Below are 18,765 nucleotides of genomic sequence, written 5' to 3'. Positions count from 1 at the left end.
GCTTACCGCCGGGCGAGCTCGATGGCAGCGGCCTCGACGCGGGCTGCCGCGCGCAGGACGCGTGCCATCACGTCGTCCGCGTACTCGGCGTGGCCACCGGAGTTCAGGACGCGGGCCACTTGGTTGAGGTTGTTGCCGACGCGGGCTAGTTGGGCACTAGCCGTCATCAGCTCTTCGACGCGACCTCGCTGATCCAACAGCCAGGTTTTCGGACCGCCTTGGGCCTGAGCGACAGCGACTGCGGCGTCCGCGATGAACCCGGCGTCCTTGAGGCCTACGGATTCGGCTGCGCGGTGGACGAGTTCGAGTTCGTCGCGCGTGAGGCGGACGCTGCGGACTTGGTCGCGGTAGATGCTCTGGCGCAGGCGTGGGCGCGTACGTACGGGGGCGTGTTCGTCGCGGTCTTCTCCGCCCGGCTGCGATCCGCCCTCGGTCGCAGCCCCATCGTCCGGCGCCTCCTGGTGCCGGGCCTCCCCCGCCTCCCCTGGGGCGGGGGCAAGCCCTTCCGAAACTCCTCCGCTGCCCATGGCTGCGGAGGAGTTTCGGAAGGTACAGCTTGCTCGGCTTCGTGCCGGGCAGCATCCCTCGCTCAGGTCGGAGGGGGTGTGGAAGTTCTCCCCAGATGTCATCGACGCAGCCCGGGAGCAGTTCGGCGTACGTCACGCAGGACATCGGCGACGAAGTCCATGGCGAGCACGGGGTGGTGGAGAGTGAAGGGCCTGCTCGTGGGCGTGCGTTGCACCGCCCAGGCGCCGTCCGGGCCGGGTTCGGCACTGTGCAGGTGGCCGTATTTGGTGAGTACGGCGATCCAAGCGTTGGCTTCAGCGCGGGTGGCCGGTGTGGTGCGCATGGGTGCGTCTCCCAGGATCGAGTGATTGGGCGGCATGGACGGGGCGCGGGATCGGTGGTTGGTCCAGGACACCCCGCCCGTGGAGAGATGAGGTCAACCGGTCGGCGTCTTGTCCGTGAGTTCGGCCTCCTGCCGCAGGAGCCGCATCAGGTTGGTCAGCCGGTCATTCCCCAGGCCGAGGTCGTGGCTTCGGATGGCATCCCCGACGACCTTCCGGGTGAGGCGTCCGGCCTGAGTGACCGCGGGGCGGGCGATCGAGAGCAGTTGGTCGTCCGTCATCGCCGGGGGCTTCTGGTCACTGTTGTCAGGGCGGTTGGTGTGTCCGGCCTTCGGCGCGGTCAGGAGCATCGGCGTGTGGGGCAGGGCGGTGGCCGGAAGAGGTCTGGTGGCCGACTGACCGCCCATGTCGTCCAGGCGACCGCCGTGTTCCGGCTCGGGTTCGGTCCGCTTGTCCTGGGAGTATCCGGACGGTGTGTTGTCCGATGTGGTGACCGGCGCCAGGGCGTGGCCGGCGTCCGCGGGTCCTTCGGGCGCTCGGTGTGCCCGGACAGTCCCACCGTCCGGAGACCCGGACACCTCTGCTTCGGTCACTCGGCGGGCGATCAGGATGTAGAGGTGGACAGCGCCGGCGAGCGCGAGCGGGGCCAGCGTGGACAGGACACCGACCGTGACGTCGCCGAGACGAAGGCCGTCGCCTTCACCGTGCTGCTGGTTGAGGCGGACCGCGTGCAGCGCGTTGGCCCAGATGCTGGCCGCCGTTGCCGTGCCGAACAGGAACCACACGTAACAGCGGGCCGCGAGCGGGGCTGTTCGCAGGACCAGCAGGGCTCGGACTCCATAGGCGATGAAGCCGTCGATGACGAGCGGGAAAACGAAGGTCAGGATGCCGCGGATGTGGATGGCAGTGGCCATCTGCTGCAGTGCGTCGTACGAGAGGGCGCATCCGGCCGCGCCGAGAGCGACGATCGCGGCGCGGTCCCAGCTCGTTATCCGCGTATAGAGAGGGTGGGCGTCGTTCACGCGGCTGCCCCGAGGCTGTCCTGGTAAGGCAAAGGCATGGACGCGGCCGTCCAGGGTGCTCCAGTGTCTTCTGCCTGGCCGTCGAGTTGGGCCTCCTCCACGGTCCGATTGCGGATCTCGCGGCGCGTGCGGCGGTACAGCTTGTCCGCGTGCTCGTCGGTGATCTTGAGCAGCCAGGCGAGGCGTTCTGGCGTGACGCCGGACTGGTAGGCGGCTCGGACGACGGCGCGGCGTTCGCTCTTGGTGAGGTGGACGTCGCGGCCGGCCAGGGTGGCGTTGACGCGTGCGTAGTCCAGGCGGTGTTCCAACTTGCTGTGCAGCAGCTCGCGTTCCTCTTCGGTCATGCCGCCGCGGATGCCTTCGCGGTCGCCGTTCTCGAGCGCGGCGTCGAGGCAGGTGCGGCGCACGGGGCACTGGGCGCAGTAGGACTTGGCCTCGCGGATGCGGTCCATCTCGTCGGGTTCGGGGAAGAACAGGTCGAGGTCGACCGGGTGGTGGTGTGTCGATCGGCAGGCTGCGTTCTCGTGCCAGGACTGGTCGCCGAGGAGGCGGGGTGTGCTGGGCTGGAGGGGGTCCATGTGGGCGTCTCCATTCGGTCCCGCAGCAATTTTTGGCAAGGCGGGACCCGAGCGTTGGTGCGTGGGGCGGCGAACGAGCTGCGTTCGCGGGTGGGTTCAGCGGGTGGCGGGGGCGCGTAGGCGCTCGGCTGCCAGGGTGCGTCTGCGGTCGGGGCCGTCGAGGATGACCTTGTCGGTCATCTCGGTGAGGCGGGACGCGACGCGGTCGCCGATGTGGGTGCGGAGGTCACTCATGCCGAGGTTGGTGGTGATGAGGGTCGGGAGCATCTCGTTGTAGCGGCGGTTGATCAGCCGCATCGTGATCTCCTCGGTCCATTCGCTGTTCTTGGCGGCGCCGAGGTCGTCGACGAACAGCAGCGGGCAGCGGGCGAGGTCCATGAACTCGCGTTCGCCGTCGTGTCCGGGGCGTGGGCGCAGTTCCGCGTAGAGGTCTGCGGCGGTGATCGCCTTCCAGCGGAGCCGGACTCCGGCGATGAGGAGCGAGCGGATCGCGCCGTATGCCTGGTGGGTCTTGCCGGTGCCGGTCGTTCCCGCGATCAGGAGGGAGCGGCCCTGGGCGATGCCGGGCAGGCCACCGGGCCCTGGGCGTCCGGCGTGGGCGACTTCGCGCACCCATGAGGTGACGGCCGGGTGGTCGGCGAGTGCGCTGCGGTAGCGGGGTGGGATGCGGGAGTCGGCCGCCTGGAGGGCCGGGAGCGGCTCGGGGCGGTCGTCGGGTTCGGCCGCCGGGTCGATGCCCTTGGCCGTGAGGATGCTGGCGAGGCGGCGCGCGAGGCCGCCGATGGGCTGGGCGTCGTAGTCGCGCATCACAATTCCTCGGCGTAGGCGGCGGCAGGGTCGGCGGGGTTGGCCCAGGGACGGTGGGCGGGGACGTTAGGCCGGGATTCCGGCCGGGCAAAACCTTCGGCTGCCGCGTTCATCGCTTCGTGCGCCAGGCTCGGCAGGGTGCTCGGGTGCAGGCCCTTGGCGCGGTGGCGGGTCAGCGCGGCGCGGATGTGGTCCGGGCGGATCCCTTCGGCGAGGAGCTTGGCAGTCTCGCGGCCGAGGTGTCCGAGGACCTCGCGGGGTGGCCGGTGGGCACAGCCTGCGACGTACTCGGCCATGAGTTGCTGCGTCGTGGGGGTGCTCTGCGTGGGGACGCTCGCGCCCCCCGAAGGGGATGTAGTTCCTAGATCCAGGTTCCTAGGTCCAAGATCCGGGGTGTGAGTGCTCATCGCGGGTTCGTCGAGGGCTCCGTGAGGACTCACTGAGTCCTCAGCAGCGGGCAGTTGACCTGCGTCTCCGGGATCACCTGCGCAGCTTCTTGCTTGGTGTGCTGCATTGACGGGTGCGCTGCGCGCGCTCACTGAGTCCTCCATGAGGGCTCCATGGACGGTGTCAGTTTCGGTGTTCGGTGTTCCGACAGATGGTGTGTCGTGTCCCGGGCATTGCGGGGTGCGTACGCCGCTGGGGCGGTTGATCTTCTGGTGCTTGGACCAGGTGACGACGTGCAGGTACGCCTTGCCGTCTTCACCGGTGTACCGGCAGATCAGGTTCTCCGCGGCCAGTTGGATGAGGTCATCCTCGACGCCCATGGGACCGTGGCCAGGCCGCAGGGACCACAGAACTCCGGCAATGACCGCGGGCTGGTCGCGGATACGTCCGCGGTCGTCGACCTGGGTGAGCAGACCGAAGAAGGTCCGTTCGGCGCTGACGGAGACGGCGGCCAGGGATTCGGAGGCGAAGGCCTCCGGCTTGATGGTGCGGATACGGGCCATGAGTCAGCGGCCTCCGCTCGCGACAAGCCTCGGTCCCGTGGGGCGCAGGAGCATGCCAGTCGTCAGGTCGAGGACGTGGTCTTGCGTCCAGTCCGCCTCGGGACAGGCACGGATGGTCCAGCGGGCCGCGGTGTACGCCCGGGGGCGGTTCAGCGGTATACGGCGGCCGTCCGCGTCGTAAGCGCTTGCGTAGGGGCTCGGCCAGATTCGGGCGGGCTCCCGAAGGGTGACGCGGAAGGTTCGGGCACCGGGGACCATCTCCGCCAGGAGCCGGGCCAGACGGCGACAGCCAGCGCTGGCGTGCTCGGGTGCGCGGGCGGTGCGTGCCCTTCCTGGGTGATGTTCGGGCATGCGAGAATTCCTCACTCGTAGGTGGAGTGGGACGGCCGTTCTCGTCGAAAAGGCCAGCCGACCTGCTCCGGTTATGAATCCGCTCCCCTGTGGGGTGGCGGCCTCGGCGTCCGGAAGGTGCGAACTTCTGGGCGCCGGTTTCATTTCCCCCGGCGGGGGCGCTCTGGCGGGCGTCTGGGTAACTCCACTCGTTCTCCTTCACATTGGGGCGGCTCCGCGTTCGCGGCCGAGGGACCAGCAACATATGCGTGGCACCCTCGACGCTCCAGCGGACAGCCCACCTTGATCCACTTCGACGCCAACTCGACACCTCCTCCCCGTCGAGCGAGTGGGTGCACGTGTCAGGCAGTCGGTCCTGCCCCCGTCGGGACGAGTCGCGGCGGCGGGGCCACGCCCCAAGCCCCGACATGGGCAGGTGGACGGCGAAGGTGTAGGTTGAACACCTTGATTCGCCAAACTGAACCTATCCCGGTTTGAGCATCGGATCAACATACTGAAGTTTCCGCGATTTAGAGAACCAACTTCGGGAGAGCCCTCCGATGGCCCCTCGTCACTTCGACCGCGACCGGGTGCGTGCGCTGCGGCGCGCCCGGAACATCACCCAGAGCGAACTGGGAGAAGCGGTGGGTGTCGGCGACTCGACGGTGGCCAGCTGGGAACTGGGCTCGTCTGCACCTGACGGCGAGAAGCTCCCCGTGCTGGCAAAATTCTTCGGCCTACCCCTGGACGAGCTCTTCCCCCGCAGAGCGGGCGATCTCCCCGATCTCGCCGATCTGCGCTGCGACGCCGGCTACAGCCAGTACCAGACCAGAGAACTGACCGGCACCAAGAGCTCGGGCCCGGTCGCCAACGCGGAGCGCGGCAAACGGCGACTTAACGAGAAGTTCCAGGAGCCGCTGGCGAAGGCCTACGGCGTGAGCCTCGACGAGCTGCTCGCCGCACAGGAGCGGTCGTTCGGAAACGAGGTGCCGCCCCAAGCGAGCTCCTCGGCGATGCCCCGGACGGTCGCCGAGAAGATCACCTATCTGCTGGAGCACTCATATCCGGGCACCCAGACGCCTCCGTCGGACGCGGAAATCGCCGAGGCGGTCAACGACCACGCCGGGGCGCAGGTTCTGACATCGGACGGTGCCTGCGCGCTGAGAACCGGGGACGACACCGACCTGTCGCCGATCGTCACCGAGGGCCTCGCCGAGCTGTTCGGCGTCTCCCCCATGTACTTCCAGAACGACGACGCCGTCGCCCGGCAGGTCGTCGAAGGGCTGCGCATGCTCGCCGCTGTACGCACCGGCGCCGTGGGGCGGGTCGCCACCCGGGGGCTCGGCCCCGAGGGCATGTCGGACGAGCTGCTCGCCTTCCTCAACCAGGTCGTCGAGGAGATGGCCGATCGAGAAGTGCCCGGGACCGACGGCCCCGGGCACTGAGTAATCCCACTCCTCTTGCTGTCTCCCGCTTACACGTTGGCGCCGACCTCGTGGTGCCTGCCCGCCGCGACGACCCTCTCGACAGACTTCAGCGCGCCCAGATCGGCGAGCGGATCGCCGTCGACCACGAGCACATCCGCGCTGTAGCCGGCGGTGAGCTGCCCAGTCACGTCGCCGACTCCCAGCGCCTCAGCGGCTTCCGCAGTGGCCATGGCGAGGATGCGGTCGTTGGGCAGGCCCAGGTGTGCGTAGAAGGTGAGGCTGGACGGCAGCCCGTCGAATCCCGCTCGCTGCACCCCCGCATCCGTGCCCGCGATCAGACGCGCGCCCGACGTGGCCATCTGCCGCACGGCATCGAACATCGCCTCAGCGCGCTCCTCCCCGAAGAACTTCGGCAGCATCGGCCAGTGTGGACTCACCGCAGGGCAAACGTAGATGCCCTTCTCGACGATCTGCTTGAGCACGTCCTCACGGACCTCGAATCCGTCGGCCGTCATCCAGGTGCAGTGCTCGATGGTGTCGACGCCAACCTCGACCGCGGCAGTGATGCCTTCGACGCCGTGCGCGTGCGCGGCGACCGGAAGCCCTGCGCGATGCGCCTCCTCCACCAGGGCCGCCAACTCCATGTGGGAGAACTGGGATTCCCAGCTCTTGGCGCCACCCTTGGTGAGCCCTCCGCCGGTCTCCATCACCTTGATGACCTTGGCGCCGGCTTCGATATTGCGCTGCACGAGGCGACGCACTTCGTCCGGTCCGGAGACTTCGCCGCCGAGGAACCAGCAGTGGCCGCCCGGCGGAGTGACGGGCGTGGCCGCCGGGACAATGCGCGGGCCCACAGCCCGGCCCGAGGTGACATCCTCCGAGAGACGCAGGGCTAGGCCGTTGCGGTCGCCGAGGTCGCGAGCCGTGGTCACACCAACGTCCAGGAGCTGCTCGGCATGGGCCCGCATCTCGCTCAACAGCGCATCGTCGTCCTGCTCTTGGAGCGTGGCGACCGGGTCCGCACCCGCGTCGAAACACAGGTGAACGTGAGCGTCGATCAGGCCAGGCAGGACAGTGCCATTCGGGTGACAGAGCCGGGACTCCTCGGGCCGCGCCTGGCGCTGCACCTCTTCGCGCGGACCGACGCAGGCAATGACACCGTCACGGATGAGAACGGCTCCGTCGGCGATGACGTGCCGGTCCGCTCCGGCCAGAACACGGGCGGCGGTGATGAGCATGTGGGGGCTCCCTTTCACGGGTGGGGGCGGGTTAGCGAGTGGAGCGCAGGGCGTCGGACAGGGCCAGCAGTTCCTGGATTTCGGCCTCGCGGCTGCGTTGTCTCGGGGTCACGGCCAAGGACCGGGCGGGCGTGGGCTTATCGGTGGAATTCAGGTGGTCTCGTACGGCGTGGCGCACGCGTCGCGCGACGAGCTGAGGATCGTCGCTGAGCGGCCGACCGTCGCCCGGCACCAAGTGGGGGCTGATGACGACCAGCCCGTCACGGCATTCGACGATGCGGCGGTGGTGGCGCCGGTGAACACCACGTGCACGCCATCGATCCCGCAAGGACGACGACGTTCGGGGGTTGAGCACGGTGTGCGGTGCGGCCTCAGCCATCAGCATCCACAGCGGTTCGAGTCGCGCGAGTTCGCGTCGATGCCGCAGCCACAGCCGACAGAGCGACAGTCTCGCTCGGACGCCCGGATATGTGATGCCGAACACGAACATCAGGGTCGAGATCACGAGAAGCACGGCGACCGCGGCCAGCACCGAGTCGGCGATGTCGCCCCCGCGCCACCTGACTGTGACGATGACGGCCCGAATCGCGCATGCAACCGCCATGCCGAGCATCCCTGTCCCTGCGGTCCACAACCCGGTGGAGTGCGGCTTCGCCGACGCCCGCGCATAGCGACGCGTCCACAGCGCGGCGGCGCTCAGGGCGTACATCAGATACAAGCCGGTCGCGAGGTAGAAGAAGGCAACCTGCCCGACGGTCATGTCGGTGGTGGAGAAACTGCCGGCCAGGGCCTGGTGCGGGACGGTCGCGGCGGCGACGCAGATGGACACCGCGACCGCAGCGACGACGAGACCCTCGAGGCGGGCTCGGCGCCGGCCGTCACCCTCATCGGCGGACGCGTGCAGGTAGAAGCACATCAGGAAGTACACGGTGGCGAGGAGCAACACGTTCTGCACGAGTTTGGCAGCGCCGTGTCCGGCCACTGTGTCGAGCCCGGTCGCCCCGCCCGGCATCGCAAACGGGTACGACATCGCGGCGCACGCAAGGCAGAGGGCCACCGAGCGCAGGGATCGGTCGTGCGGCGCCTTGGACAGCTGGTAGAACTTCCAGCCGACGGCCCCGACAAGCCCGACCAGGAAGATGACGGTCATTTACAGCCACCCCTGGTGGTCTCCGAGGGCGGCTTGCACGCGGCGCACCGAAGGGTCAGCGCTTCTCATGTCAGGGGCAACGCGGTCGAGGACCGTTGCCCACTCCCCCACGATCGTCGCGACGAGCTCGGCCTCCTGCTCTTCCTTGGTGTCGTACGAACACCGGTGGAGCGCTCGGTGGATCGCATCCGCCTTGAGTCCGGGAAGAAGTGCCTCCCATACGTCGGTGCCAGGCGGTCCCGGATGGTCGGCCAGGATATGCCCGAGTTCGTGCAGGACGATGTGGTCCTGATGATGCGGAGTCGTCTCCTTCTGGAACACGATCACATCGCTCGCCGCCATCTCGAGCCACGCGCCGAGCGGCCCGCCGCTCTGCAGCGAAAAGGCCCGGAGTTCGATAGGCCGGCCCCGGCGACGAGAGAGCGCCGCACACAGATCTGGCACGCTCAACGGCGGCTGCACATCAAGCGAGCGCAGCAGTCGACGAATTCGCCGCTCCAGGACACGGCCTCGGACGCTCCCCTCGGGGTGCCGCTGCAGCTGCCGCAGGCCAGGGAGTGATCGCGCCGAACTACCGCCCTCCGAGCCCTGCCTGTCGGGCAGACTCTGCTGCGAATCGGTTCTGGCTGTACGCCACCACATGGACATGGCCGGTCAGGCTCCCTCACTCACGCTGCTTTGCATAAGTAATCCTGCACAGCCACTTCCGCCACTAGCGGTGGCGCTACCGAAAGCACCCATCCCCGCGATGACCTACGCGCGCTCGGGATGTCGCTCTCCGCATATGCCAGCCCGCACAGATAATTGGACATAGCACTCATATATGTCCGTTCGAGAGGTAGGAAACACCAGCACGTGAGTGACGCAGCCCACACACGTAAGCATTCGCTGTCCCCCGAGCTCGGCCCCTTGCTCCGCCGCTGGCGCGAACGCCTGGACCACCGTCGCATTCCCGGTATCGATTCGACGCGCAGGCGCTTGAAACCGGGTTTGACCCAGGATGAGGTAGCTTCCCTCACCGGCGTCGCGAGCTCTTGGTATCGCCAGCTGGAGGGCGGCAGCCCACGCCCCGTGTCGGAGCAGTTCGTGCAGCGTCTGGCCATGACGCTGAGGCTCGAAGATGCCGAGCGAGTGGTTCTCTACCAGCTGGCACTGGGACACGCTCCGCCTCCGCCCGAGGCCGGCCCTGACCAGCAATCCGACATCCACTTGCAGGCGGTGCTGGATTCGCTGCTTCCACACCCTGCTTACGTCTCGAATCTCTGTTGGGACATCGTCGCGCACAACCAGCCGCAGGAGGACTGGTTCCCATGGCTCCCCTATGAGCGCAACCTGATGCGCTTCGCATTCCTGTACCCAGAGGCACGAGACCAGCTCGTCAACTGGCGCGAGGACTGGGCCATTCCCTTTCTCGCGCAGATCCGGTTCGCCATTGCAACACACCCCGACAACCCGGAACTCCCCCGGCTCCGCGACGACATCCTTGAAGGGAACACCGAAGCACGCGAAATCTGGTCCACCCATCAGGCGCAGGCTCACCCCGATGGCGATGAACGAAGATTCTCCCTGCCCTACCACGCTGGCAGGGAGATCACCGTTCGCATCATGGCGTTTGCTCCAATGAGCAAGCAGGACCAACGTCTTGTCGTGCTGTTGCGCCTGTAGGACAACCCGCAGAGCCTCCGTCGCACGCCTGTCGCACCATTCCAGGCCGGATGTGGCACCGGCTTGGGTCGCCACCGAAACCGTCGGAGCTGATCGGACTGGGTCGATGTATTTCGCACTAGCCCCGAACGGGGCACGCTGCGGCGACAGCGTCTTTGGCTGCCGAGTACCCGGCGCACCCACCTTGCCCGGATTACGCACAGCTCCCCCGACGATGGGCAGGGGCGAACGACCGCCACAGAACAGCGACGTCATGTTCCCCTGTCAACGATCGGCAGGGTCGAACGTGGAGGCAGCGGCGAGTGTCCGCGTCGCGCCGATGTGCGCCACCGTCGCTGCCCGGCTGGCTGCCATCCAGCCGAGGGCATCGGAGAAGATCTCGACGCAGACGTACAGGGTCGAGATCGAGGGAGCGCGGCCAAGAGGCCGACGAGATCACCGGCCCCGGGGCCTGAGAGGAGCCGGTGATGGCGTGATTCCTCGCGGATGTCGGGCCCTACTGGGAAGCGGATGTCGTTGAGCTGTAGGGAGACCACTCTGGCCAACTCGAGCTCACGCAGGGCGTCGTGTGGGGTATCGGCGCGAAAGACCTGCGAGGCGTCCATGGCGAGCCCAAGATGGGGTGCCCGACTCGTATGACGAGGTCGACAGCGTGGCCGAGGTGGCTTTGTTCACGAGTTGTGGCTCTTCTGGCTCAACTTCTGGGCTCTGTTGCTGATTTGGGGGCAGTGGCGGGCTGATCATGGCGAAAGCAGAATGCAGCGTCGCAGCAGGTCGAAATTGGCCCGCCCGTACATCTGTCTCTTCAGCAACTTGATCCTGGTGACGCTGCCTTCGACCGCGCCCGAGGTATGGGTGGTGGTGAGGGCCGCGAGGGCGGCGGCCCGCTCGCGCGGGGTGAGCGCCGCACACCGGGGCGGCGTCGGCGATGACACGTGCGTCGCGGGCGTCGGTCTTGCCGGAGCCGGGGTGCAGGTCGGCCAGCCGCCGCATGGACAGGCCCGGCAGATAGGCCACTTCGCAGCCGCTCGCGCGGGCAACGGTGACCGTCAGGGTGCCGATGGAGGCCGGCTGGTCGACCACGACCAGGACCTTCCCCTTGCGCTGCAGGCGGGCGAACAGCTCGCGCGACTTCGGCTCGCCGTTAGGCAGTGGCTTGTCGAACGTGGTGCGGCCGTCCCGCAGCAGGGCCGTGCCGTGATGTTCCGTCTTGCCCACGTCCAGCGCGCAGAACACATCGATCGAGGCGAAGTCGTTGCTGGTCACCGGGTGTTCTCCTTCCCCGGAGTGGCAGCCGGTGGCCCACCGGGCACCGGCGATCGGCAGCCACATTACGCAGCCCTGCCCGAAGGCGGACATGCTTCCATCAGCGACCCACCGGTGCCGCCAGGACCGGCGACAGCACCCCCCGGATCATCAACAACAGGGGCAACGAGCCATACCGACCCCGGAGGCCACAAACCCGAACCGGGCTCTACTTGGAAGGTAATGGGCACGGGGGTCCTTCTCAGGTGAGGATGCGGGGATCCGCGTGCGTGCCGTGGCACGGGTCCCCCGGCGGCTGGTGCGGGCATGAGACGGTGGGGGCGCGGTAGCCGCCGAACCTGCCCTGGTAGAAGACCCGGGGCTCGGCGGGTCCCACGTCCATGCGCAGGGCGCGGCCGATGACGATGGTGTGGTCGGTCGCCGCCGTCAAGCTCCTGCTCGATCTGCCCCAGGCGGCACAGCCGAACAACTGCGGGGAGCCCTAGGGCGAGGCCACCGTCTCGACGGCCTCGAACTTGTCGCCGGACTTGCGCGAGAGCGCCCTGCACACGTCGCCCTGGTGCTCGCCGAGGACGGAGGCGCTGAGGACACCGTCGCTCTGCGCACCTGTCGCTCCCGCGAGCGCGATGATCTTCTTGTCGCTCATGGCAGTTCTACCTCTCCGTACGGATGACGCATCACCCGGCGCGCACATGAGTTGACGCATCATCCTTTTGGCGATGAGTCACGTACGCCGAAGTGGACCGAAACCGTGGGCGCCGGCGCACCCTCAATACGCCGGCGCCCACTCACCCCCTGTCCGGGGCGGCTTTACTCGGAACGGCTCAGTTGTGGGCGCCCCGAATCCGGTCCATGACGCGTACGGGCTCCAGCGGAGCGGTGTCTCCACGCCAGGCGACATGCTGGTCAGGGCGGATGAGAACGAGGTCGCGCTCGTACAGCGCACGGGTGTGTACGTCACGCACGTCGACGACCTCCAGCGGCACGCCCCGCTCGGCGGCGGCGGCGGTGAGCGCGGTGACGTCGTGGTCGGCGAACCGCAGCAGGGTGAATCCATGGTGGTGGAAGAGGTCGAACAGAGCCCGTCCGTCCTGGAGAAGAACGCTCGGGGGGCGGGCCCCCGGCCAGGTGCTGGGTGTGTACTCGTCCATCGTCTGGCGCGGGGGTCGGCTTGCGGTCTCATGCCACATGACGGGTGAGGTGTCGTAGCGATAGCCGAGTTCGATGCCGAGGGCCTCGTTCTCCAGGTTCCCGAGGTCTCTGATCTCCCGCCCGAGCTGCCTGCGGGCACGGGCCCCGACCCAGCGTTCGCTGTGCACGTCGGTCCTGTACGCGGCCTTGACCGCTCCCCGTATGACACTGTGCCGGGCGGCGGCCGTGCGGTTGCGCAGCGCCACCCCTCGCCGCTCGTGTTCGTAGGCGCGCAGCAGACCGGGGGTGCCCCAGCCCTGGAGCACCGCGGCGAGTGCCCAGCCGAGCCCGATCGCGTCGCCGACACCGGTGTTCATTCCGTAGCCCCCGGTGGGGGGCACCTGATGCACTGCGTCGCCGGCGAGCCATACCCGGCCGCTGCCGTACGCGTCGGCCACGGTGAGACGCGGTGTCCAGGCGTTGGCGACCAGGACGTTCATCTCGAAGCGGCGGCCGATGCGTTCGTAGACGAACTCGCGGGGGTCGATGCGGTCGGCGTCGATGCCCATGCCGAGCGGGGCGTGCAGGGTGAAGGTGTCGCCGTCGTTCTGCGAGATCACCGTCCAGCCCTCCGGAGACTGGAGGTGCCAGACGTTTCCGAATCGCCGGAAGATCTCGGGTTCGGGCGTCGTGAAGTGCACGAGGTAGATGCGGCCGTCCATCGGCCGCTCCCCCGTCGCTCTGAAGGAGCGGGCCAGCATCGCGGCGGTGCGCGGAAGTCCGAGTTCCTTGATGAGCATGCGGCGCAGATCGGTCTCGTCCAGGCTGATGCCGAGCTGTCTGCGGGTGCGGCTGCCGGCGCCGTCGCATCCGGCGAGATACTGCGCCCGGACCGTACGCCGACGGCTGCCGTCATCGGACATCAGGTGGGCGGTGACCCCTTCAGTGTCCTGCTCGAAGCTCTCCAGCGTCCAGCCGTACTGCACCCTGACGTGTTTCGCGCGGGCTTCCAGTACTTCCCTCAGCGCCGGCTCCAGGACGACCTGGGATACTCGCATCCAGGGTTCCAGTGGGAGGGTGCCGTCGTTGCACTCGCGGATCGTCTCGCGCATCTCGTCGACACAGGGGTAGTCGAAGGAGGCGAGCTTCCACCCCACCGCGCTCGTCGCCCACGTCACGCTGGTGGGGTGGTCAGCCGGGATGGCGATCTTGCGGAGCTCGTCGGCGACTCCGAGCCGCCGGTACAGCTCCATGCTGCGCCCGTTGGTGACGTCCATCTTCGGGTGCCGGGTTGTGGAGAGGTTCCTCTCCACAAGCAGGGCCTCCACGCCGTGATGTTCGAGTTCCATGGCCAGCGTCAGGCCGACAGGGCCGGCGCCGACCACCAGCACCGACGTTGTCTCGACCGTCTCGGCTTCGGGTGCCTGCCCTCGTTTCGGGGGTGCCTGCTTGCTCATCTTGCGGCCCATTTCTCGTACGACTGTCTTCTACGGCGATGATCTAGAGGAGGACGACCAGGTAGCCCGCTACCAAGGCGGCCGAGACAACCACCGGCGCCACGCCGAGCACTCGGTCCCCGGCACGCAAGTGCGCCAGGGCCGCACCGGCGAGCAGCAACAGGAATCCCGCCGCGGCGGCGATGCCGACGCCCGTCACCGCCCATCCGGCGAACAGGCCGATCACACCGATGAGTTCGAGCAGGCCGATGCCCCTGTAGGCGCCGACGCTGAACCCGACATGACCCGCTCGCTCGGCCATCGCGGGGATGGCCAGGACCTTTGCGGCGCCCATCAGTCCGAACCAGACAGCCAGGACGAGGGTGAGGATGGTGAGTGACATGTCAGGCGTCTCCTGGTTGCTTTGTGACGATGCGGCAGGGCACGGTGTAATCCACCACCCTGCGTTCCACTTCGGCGGTGGTGAGGGCCGACGCCGAGGCGCGCAGCCTCACCGTGGCTGTCACCGCACCTGATTCGGCCTCGGCGATGACCTGCTCGACGTCGTCGATGTCCCGCAGGACGTCGGCCAGCACACGGCGTGTGGCATCAGCGCGGAGCGGAAGCTTGTACGGCTTGCCCACGGCGGTGAGAGGCAGGGTGTCCTGGACGCGGACCGCTTTGGGGGCGGCTGCCGCCTCGCTGACGTGTGCGGCGGCCCAGGCGCGGAGTTCGTCCTCCGTTACATCGCGGTCCGCGACGGTCACGTACGCCACCGGCACCTCACCCGCCCGACGGTCCGGCTGGCCCACCGCTTGTGCTCCGGTGACCGCAGGGTGCGTGAGCAGGGCGTCCTCGATCACCCGGGGGTCCATGTTGTGGCCCCCGCGGATGATGAGGTCTTTCGCCCGCCCGGTGAGGTGGAGAAAGCCCTCCTTGTCGAGGTAGCCCAGGTCGCCGGTGTCGAGCCATCCGTCTACGACCTTTCCCAGGCTGTCGATGTGGTATCCATGCTCGTCACGGCCCTGGACGTAGCCGGGAAAGACGGTGGGGCCGCTGATGAGGACCGTGCCGACCTCGCCGGCCGGCAGCTCGGCGGCCAGGACGCCGGGCACGGCGTCGACGTCGACGATCTTGATGTGCTGGTACGGCATCCGCTGCCCGACCGAGCCGGGCCGTCGCACGTCCAGGAAGCCGCGGACGCTGGCGCACGTCGCCTCGGTCAGTCCGTACCCTTCGAGGAGCGGGATCCCGGTCGCCGCCTCGAAGCTGTTCCGTACGCCCTCCGGGAGCGCGGAGGCGCCGACGACCAGGTAGCGCATCGAGCTGATGTCGGCTCCGTCGACCGGACACGTGGCCAGGGCCGCGTACACGGTCGGCACGGCGCTCATCGTGGCGACGCGGTAGTGCTCGACGATGCGCCAGAAGTCCTTGAACAGCGGGATGTCGCGGTAGCCCAGCGGTCCCGCCCACACCACCTGCTGTCCCTTCAGCAGCGGTGAGAGGAGCGTGACCACGAGGGCGTTGACGTGAAACAGCGGCAACGCGGCGAAGACGACCGAGTCCTCGTCCGCCGCGGTGTTGGCGCCGATCATCCAGGCGTCGCTGACCTCGTTGGTGTGGGTGTGCGCCGCGAGTTTCGGCAGTCCGGTGGTACCACCGGTGTGGAAGACGGCCGCGATGTCGTCGGCGGTGGGCGCTGTCCCGAGGAACTCCTCGCCCGGGAACGGCTCCGCCGCTTCGGACAGGTAGCCGACCACGACACCCTCGATGGACGGCAGCGGCGGCGCCGCGCCGTCCGCTCCGGTGGGCCGCAGGGCGACCAGGGCACGCACCGCTCCGCCACGCGCCAGCTCAAGGGCCGCCGCCCACAGCGCCTCGTCGAGCTCGGGGCCGGCGGCCACCAGAACCCGGGCGCCCGAGAGCCGTAGCAGCTCCCGCACGTGGGCCGGGTTGAGCGCGCCGTTGACGGGGGCCGCGACACCGGCGGTTTCGGCCGCCAGCGTCGCGACGATCAGGTCCTGGCAGTTGGGGGACAGGAGTGCGACGGCGTCCTCGCGCCGGACGCCGAGGCCGTAGAAGAGGTTCGCGACACGGTTGACGTGTGCGTGGAGCTCGGCGAACGTCACCGTGACGGGCTCGCGCCAGCGCGCGGCCTCGGGCATCACCGAGAGGGCCGTGCGCTCCGGCCAAAGGCCGGCGGCGCGGCTCAGCACGTCGTATGTCGTGGCAGGCAGGCCGCGGGCAGCCAGAGGTACCGCTTCGATCGCGGCCAGGTCCTCGGGGCGGTCGTACCGTTCGGGCCAGAACTCGGTCACAGTGAAGCCTTTCGGTAGCCGTACCAAGCCCACGTCGCGTTGAGCGCGTCCCAGGCACCGAAGACCAGCAGTCCGGCCGGCAGCCAGTCCGCGATCACGATGACGGTGGCGAAGCAGAAGAAGAGGTAGCGCGAGTAGATGCACCAGCGCACGAAGGCCGCGGGCAGGTCACGGGCCATCGGGAAGTAGACGAGGCCGAGGTTGAGGATCAGGGCTCCGAAGACACGGATCCAGTTGTCCTCGATGTCGGGGAAGCCGAACAGGCCGATGAGCTGGTTCGGCACCAGGAAGAGCAGTGCCCCGACGGTCATCATGTAGCAGCCCCAGACCCTCAGGGACAGGCGCAGCGGTCTCGGGTCGCCCTGGGCGGTCTGTGCGGTGTGCGCGGTCGTCGACATGGTGTTTCCTTCGGTGCTGCCGCTCAGGTGAACCGAACGACGGTGTGCTGGGTGCCGAGGTCGATGGCGCCGTCGTCGGTGGCGACTCCGGCCTCGATGACGTCACCGTCATGGAGATAGCGCGGGTTGCCGGCCTGGCGCTTGAAGAAGGCCTTCCACTTCAGGTGAGCGGGCAGGAGCGAGGCGATGAACTGCACCGCCTTGGGCGGAGCGCCGAGTGCGGTCCCGATGGGCGTACCAGTCAGGAGCAGATCGCCTGCGTCGAGACGCTGGAAGCGGGTGAGGGCCTGTAGTGCCTCAAGCGGCTGGAACACCATGTCCCCGGCGACCATGGCGTCCTGACGGACCTCCCCGTTGACCTTGAGACGAAGCCTGAGGTCGGTGAACCGCTTGAGTTCGTCGGCGTCGAGAAGGACGATCTCCGGTCCGACTGGGGTGAACGTCGGATAGGACTTGGCCTCGAAGAACTGGGTCTTGGGCAGCTGCACGTCGCGGGCGCTGACGTCGTTCGTGACCACCAGGCCCGCGACGTAGTCCGCGATGTTCTCCGCCATGATCCTCGTGCCGACCGGCATCGACCGGCCGAAGACGATGCCGATCTCGACCTCGTAGTCGAGGAACTGGACGTGGGCCGGCTTGACGACGTCGTCGAACGGTCCGGAGATCGAGCCCGACGTCTTGCGGAAGAACGTCAGCGGCACGGTGTCGGGGTTCATGCCGGCGTCCGCGATGTGTGACCGGAAGTTGGTCATCTGAGCGACGACCCGGCACGGCGCGGTGACGGGGGAGACGAGACCGAGGCGCTCGACAGGGACCGTCCCCTCGCTCGCCGCGGCCTTGTCGATCGCCGCACGGTCGGCGAGGAGCTCTCCGGTGGTGGCGGCGCTCGTTTCGATCTTCGCCGCGCCGGTGGGCGTACGCACCCACCATGCGTCGTTGGTACGCAGGACGGAAATGCTCATGACGTAGCCACTTTCAGCAGGCCGCGCAGGCGCGACAGGTCGAACTCGTTGTCTTCACGGAGAGCGGTCACCATCGAGCGCAGCTCGCGCAGGGACTCCCGGCCGGGGTTTATGCCCAGGAAGTCCTTGGTGGCGGGAGGGCCCCACTGCGCCAGGCGGGATGCCGTCATCGGCGCCCAGCCGGGCTCCAGAGTGCTGTCGAACATGTCACCGTCGGTGAAGTGCTCGACGAGGAAGCCGTCGGGGTCGCGCCAGTAGTCGAAGATCTGGCTGCCCTGGTTGTGTCGGCCGATGCCCCAGGAGCGGAAGTACCCCTGATCGAGCAGGTACTGGCCGCCGGCCGCCAGCACGTCGAGGTCGGTCACCTCGTAGGCCGAGTGGACGTAGCGGTTGGACGGCCCCAGGGTCAGGGCCAGGGTGTGGTGGTCGGTCAGAGTGTCGCCCCGGTCGCAGCGGACGAAACTCATGGTCGGGCCTCGATCGCGCTGCCCCTCGTAATAGAGGAAGTCGCTGACGATGAGGCCGAGGTGCTCCAGGTACCAGTTCAGCGTCCCCATGTAGGTCGTCGACTGCAGAACCACATGCCCCAGGCGCCTGACGCCCGCCGGCTCGCGGGGCGGCCGCTGGATGCCGTTGATCCGGTCGAGCTCGCCGCCGAAGTTGAAGCGCAGCGGCTCCTGCGCCGAGAGGGCGGGGAGCTCATCCGTGTCGGCGACGACCCGGACCCGTAGACCGTTGGGGTCGAGCAGATCCACGACAGAACCGCCCAGCGTCTTGGGCAGGGCCTGCACCCGGGTACCGAGGGTGTCGCCGAGCCGCAGCAGATCGCGGGTGTCGGCGGCGCGGAAGGCCGGACCGAGGAACCGCGACCTGCGCCCCTTGTGGATGATCACGCACGGGGCCCCCGCCTGCGTCCCCCGCAGATGCAGTTCGCGCCCGTCACGGTACGACGTGACGAAGCCGAACGCCCGGCCGAAGGCCTCGGCCCGGTCCAGGTCGGGCTTGACGAACTCCAGCCACGCGATGTCGTGAACCTTGATTACCGGGTTCGCCGCCCGGCCGGGATGCTCCCCGACCAGGGCACCCCGCTCGGAGTGCAGGTCATTGTGCGTGCCGTGATGGCCGTCGTGCGTACCGGCTCCGGCGCTGGGGTGAACAGCCATGGTCACCACCTCCTGAAGAAATATTCACTAACGAAGCTGACGTCAGTCAATAGAACTGAAGAAATATTCAAAAAAC

At 68.2% G+C, this 18,765-nt stretch carries 19 protein-coding genes and 1 pseudogene; 2 read left to right on the top strand and 18 right to left on the bottom strand.

All coding sequences use genetic code 11. The features are described 5' to 3' along the window. Positions 1 to 2: 2 nt before the first annotated feature. The 6 genes from mobC to HZS56_RS00770 form a co-directional block, all read right to left on the bottom strand. The gene (gene mobC, locus HZS56_RS37905) at positions 3 to 167 is read right to left on the bottom strand and encodes a plasmid mobilization relaxosome protein MobC (RefSeq protein WP_253913485.1); all 165 of its coding nucleotides are present in this window, start codon (positions 165 to 167) and stop codon (positions 3 to 5) included. A gap of 458 nt (positions 168 to 625) precedes the next feature. After that, positions 626 to 850, bottom strand: a complete 225-nt coding sequence (locus HZS56_RS00790; protein ID WP_216718644.1) for a hypothetical protein — start codon at positions 848 to 850, stop codon at positions 626 to 628. Positions 851 to 943: 93 nt separating this feature from the next. After that, positions 944 to 1,870, bottom strand: coding sequence for a DUF2637 domain-containing protein (locus tag HZS56_RS00785; protein WP_216718643.1), 927 nt, complete (start codon positions 1,868 to 1,870; stop codon positions 944 to 946). Next, complete coding sequence (locus HZS56_RS00780) at positions 1,867 to 2,448, bottom strand: WhiB family transcriptional regulator (protein ID WP_216718642.1); 582 nt, start codon at positions 2,446 to 2,448, stop codon at positions 1,867 to 1,869. Before HZS56_RS00780 ends, HZS56_RS00785 begins: the two co-directional genes overlap by 4 nt. Before the next feature lie 96 nt (positions 2,449 to 2,544). Further along, positions 2,545 to 3,255 carry an ATP-binding protein gene (locus tag HZS56_RS00775; RefSeq protein WP_216718641.1) on the bottom strand — a complete coding sequence of 237 codons (711 nt, stop codon included), beginning with the start codon at positions 3,253 to 3,255 and terminating at the stop codon, positions 2,545 to 2,547. Continuing rightward, positions 3,255 to 4,205 carry a hypothetical protein gene (locus HZS56_RS00770; RefSeq protein ID WP_216718640.1) on the bottom strand — a complete coding sequence of 317 codons (951 nt, stop codon included), beginning with the start codon at positions 4,203 to 4,205 and terminating at the stop codon, positions 3,255 to 3,257. Before HZS56_RS00770 ends, HZS56_RS00775 begins: the two co-directional genes overlap by 1 nt. Before the next feature lie 890 nt (positions 4,206 to 5,095). Between HZS56_RS00770 and HZS56_RS00765 the strand changes: the two genes are divergently transcribed. Then, a complete protein-coding gene (locus HZS56_RS00765) occupies positions 5,096 to 5,980 on the top strand; it encodes a helix-turn-helix domain-containing protein (protein ID WP_216718639.1) in 885 nt (294 codons plus the stop codon). A gap of 29 nt (positions 5,981 to 6,009) precedes the next feature. On the opposite strand, the gene HZS56_RS00760 is transcribed toward HZS56_RS00765, so the two are convergent. From HZS56_RS00760 to HZS56_RS00750, 3 genes are read right to left on the bottom strand one after another with little or no spacing between them, the layout of a single operon-like run. Beyond that, positions 6,010 to 7,200, bottom strand: a complete 1,191-nt coding sequence (locus HZS56_RS00760) for an amidohydrolase family protein (RefSeq protein WP_216718638.1) — start codon at positions 7,198 to 7,200, stop codon at positions 6,010 to 6,012. Positions 7,201 to 7,231: 31 nt separating this feature from the next. Next, positions 7,232 to 8,350 carry an MAB_1171c family putative transporter gene (locus tag HZS56_RS00755; protein ID WP_216718637.1) on the bottom strand — a complete coding sequence of 373 codons (1,119 nt, stop codon included), beginning with the start codon at positions 8,348 to 8,350 and terminating at the stop codon, positions 7,232 to 7,234. Then, positions 8,351 to 8,998 carry a type 2 periplasmic-binding domain-containing protein gene (locus HZS56_RS00750; protein WP_253913484.1) on the bottom strand — a complete coding sequence of 216 codons (648 nt, stop codon included), beginning with the start codon at positions 8,996 to 8,998 and terminating at the stop codon, positions 8,351 to 8,353. 207 nt (positions 8,999 to 9,205) lie between these two features. On the opposite strand from HZS56_RS00750, the gene HZS56_RS00745 reads away from it, so the two are divergent. Then, positions 9,206 to 10,015, top strand: a complete 810-nt coding sequence (locus HZS56_RS00745; RefSeq protein ID WP_216718636.1) for a helix-turn-helix transcriptional regulator — start codon at positions 9,206 to 9,208, stop codon at positions 10,013 to 10,015. Between the two features lie 915 nt (positions 10,016 to 10,930). Here HZS56_RS00745 and HZS56_RS00740 read toward each other — a convergent pair. From HZS56_RS00740 to HZS56_RS00700, 9 genes and pseudogenes are all read right to left on the bottom strand, one after another. Further along, positions 10,931 to 11,281, bottom strand: a pseudogene (locus HZS56_RS00740) (IS110 family transposase); the annotation flags it as partial. Positions 11,282 to 11,522: 241 nt separating this feature from the next. Beyond that, positions 11,523 to 11,711, bottom strand: coding sequence for a hypothetical protein (locus tag HZS56_RS00735; RefSeq protein ID WP_216718635.1), 189 nt, complete (start codon positions 11,709 to 11,711; stop codon positions 11,523 to 11,525). Between the two features lie 51 nt (positions 11,712 to 11,762). Next, positions 11,763 to 11,927: a hypothetical protein gene (locus HZS56_RS00730; RefSeq protein ID WP_216718634.1), complete on the bottom strand. Its 165-nt coding sequence runs from the start codon at positions 11,925 to 11,927 to the stop codon at positions 11,763 to 11,765. A 178-nt stretch (positions 11,928 to 12,105) separates the two neighbouring features. Beyond that, the gene (locus tag HZS56_RS00725) at positions 12,106 to 13,869 is read right to left on the bottom strand and encodes an FAD-dependent monooxygenase (protein WP_216718633.1); all 1,764 of its coding nucleotides are present in this window, start codon (positions 13,867 to 13,869) and stop codon (positions 12,106 to 12,108) included. Positions 13,870 to 13,912: 43 nt separating this feature from the next. Further along, positions 13,913 to 14,251 carry a DoxX family protein gene (locus HZS56_RS00720; RefSeq protein ID WP_216718632.1) on the bottom strand — a complete coding sequence of 113 codons (339 nt, stop codon included), beginning with the start codon at positions 14,249 to 14,251 and terminating at the stop codon, positions 13,913 to 13,915. Position 14,252: 1 nt separating this feature from the next. Beyond that, positions 14,253 to 16,166 (bottom strand): acyl-CoA synthetase, encoded by a 1,914-nt coding sequence (locus HZS56_RS00715; protein WP_216718631.1) that lies wholly within the window; start codon positions 16,164 to 16,166, stop codon positions 14,253 to 14,255. After that, positions 16,163 to 16,564: a hypothetical protein gene (locus HZS56_RS00710; RefSeq protein WP_216718630.1), complete on the bottom strand. Its 402-nt coding sequence runs from the start codon at positions 16,562 to 16,564 to the stop codon at positions 16,163 to 16,165. Before HZS56_RS00710 ends, HZS56_RS00715 begins: the two co-directional genes overlap by 4 nt. 23 nt (positions 16,565 to 16,587) lie before the next feature. Further along, complete coding sequence (locus HZS56_RS00705; RefSeq protein ID WP_216718629.1) at positions 16,588 to 17,526, bottom strand: fumarylacetoacetate hydrolase family protein; 939 nt, start codon at positions 17,524 to 17,526, stop codon at positions 16,588 to 16,590. Beyond that, entirely contained in the window at positions 17,523 to 18,689 is a 1,167-nt protein-coding gene (locus tag HZS56_RS00700; protein WP_216718628.1) for a VOC family protein, read from the bottom strand. Before HZS56_RS00700 ends, HZS56_RS00705 begins: the two co-directional genes overlap by 4 nt. Positions 18,690 to 18,765 lie beyond the last annotated feature (76 nt).

The sequence above is a fragment of the Streptomyces mayonensis genome, assembly GCF_018982965.1.
Taxonomy (GTDB): domain Bacteria; phylum Actinomycetota; class Actinomycetes; order Streptomycetales; family Streptomycetaceae; genus Streptomyces; species Streptomyces mayonensis.
Note: the sequence above shows the minus strand (reverse complement) of the source record. Positions and strands in the feature narration are given on the sequence as shown.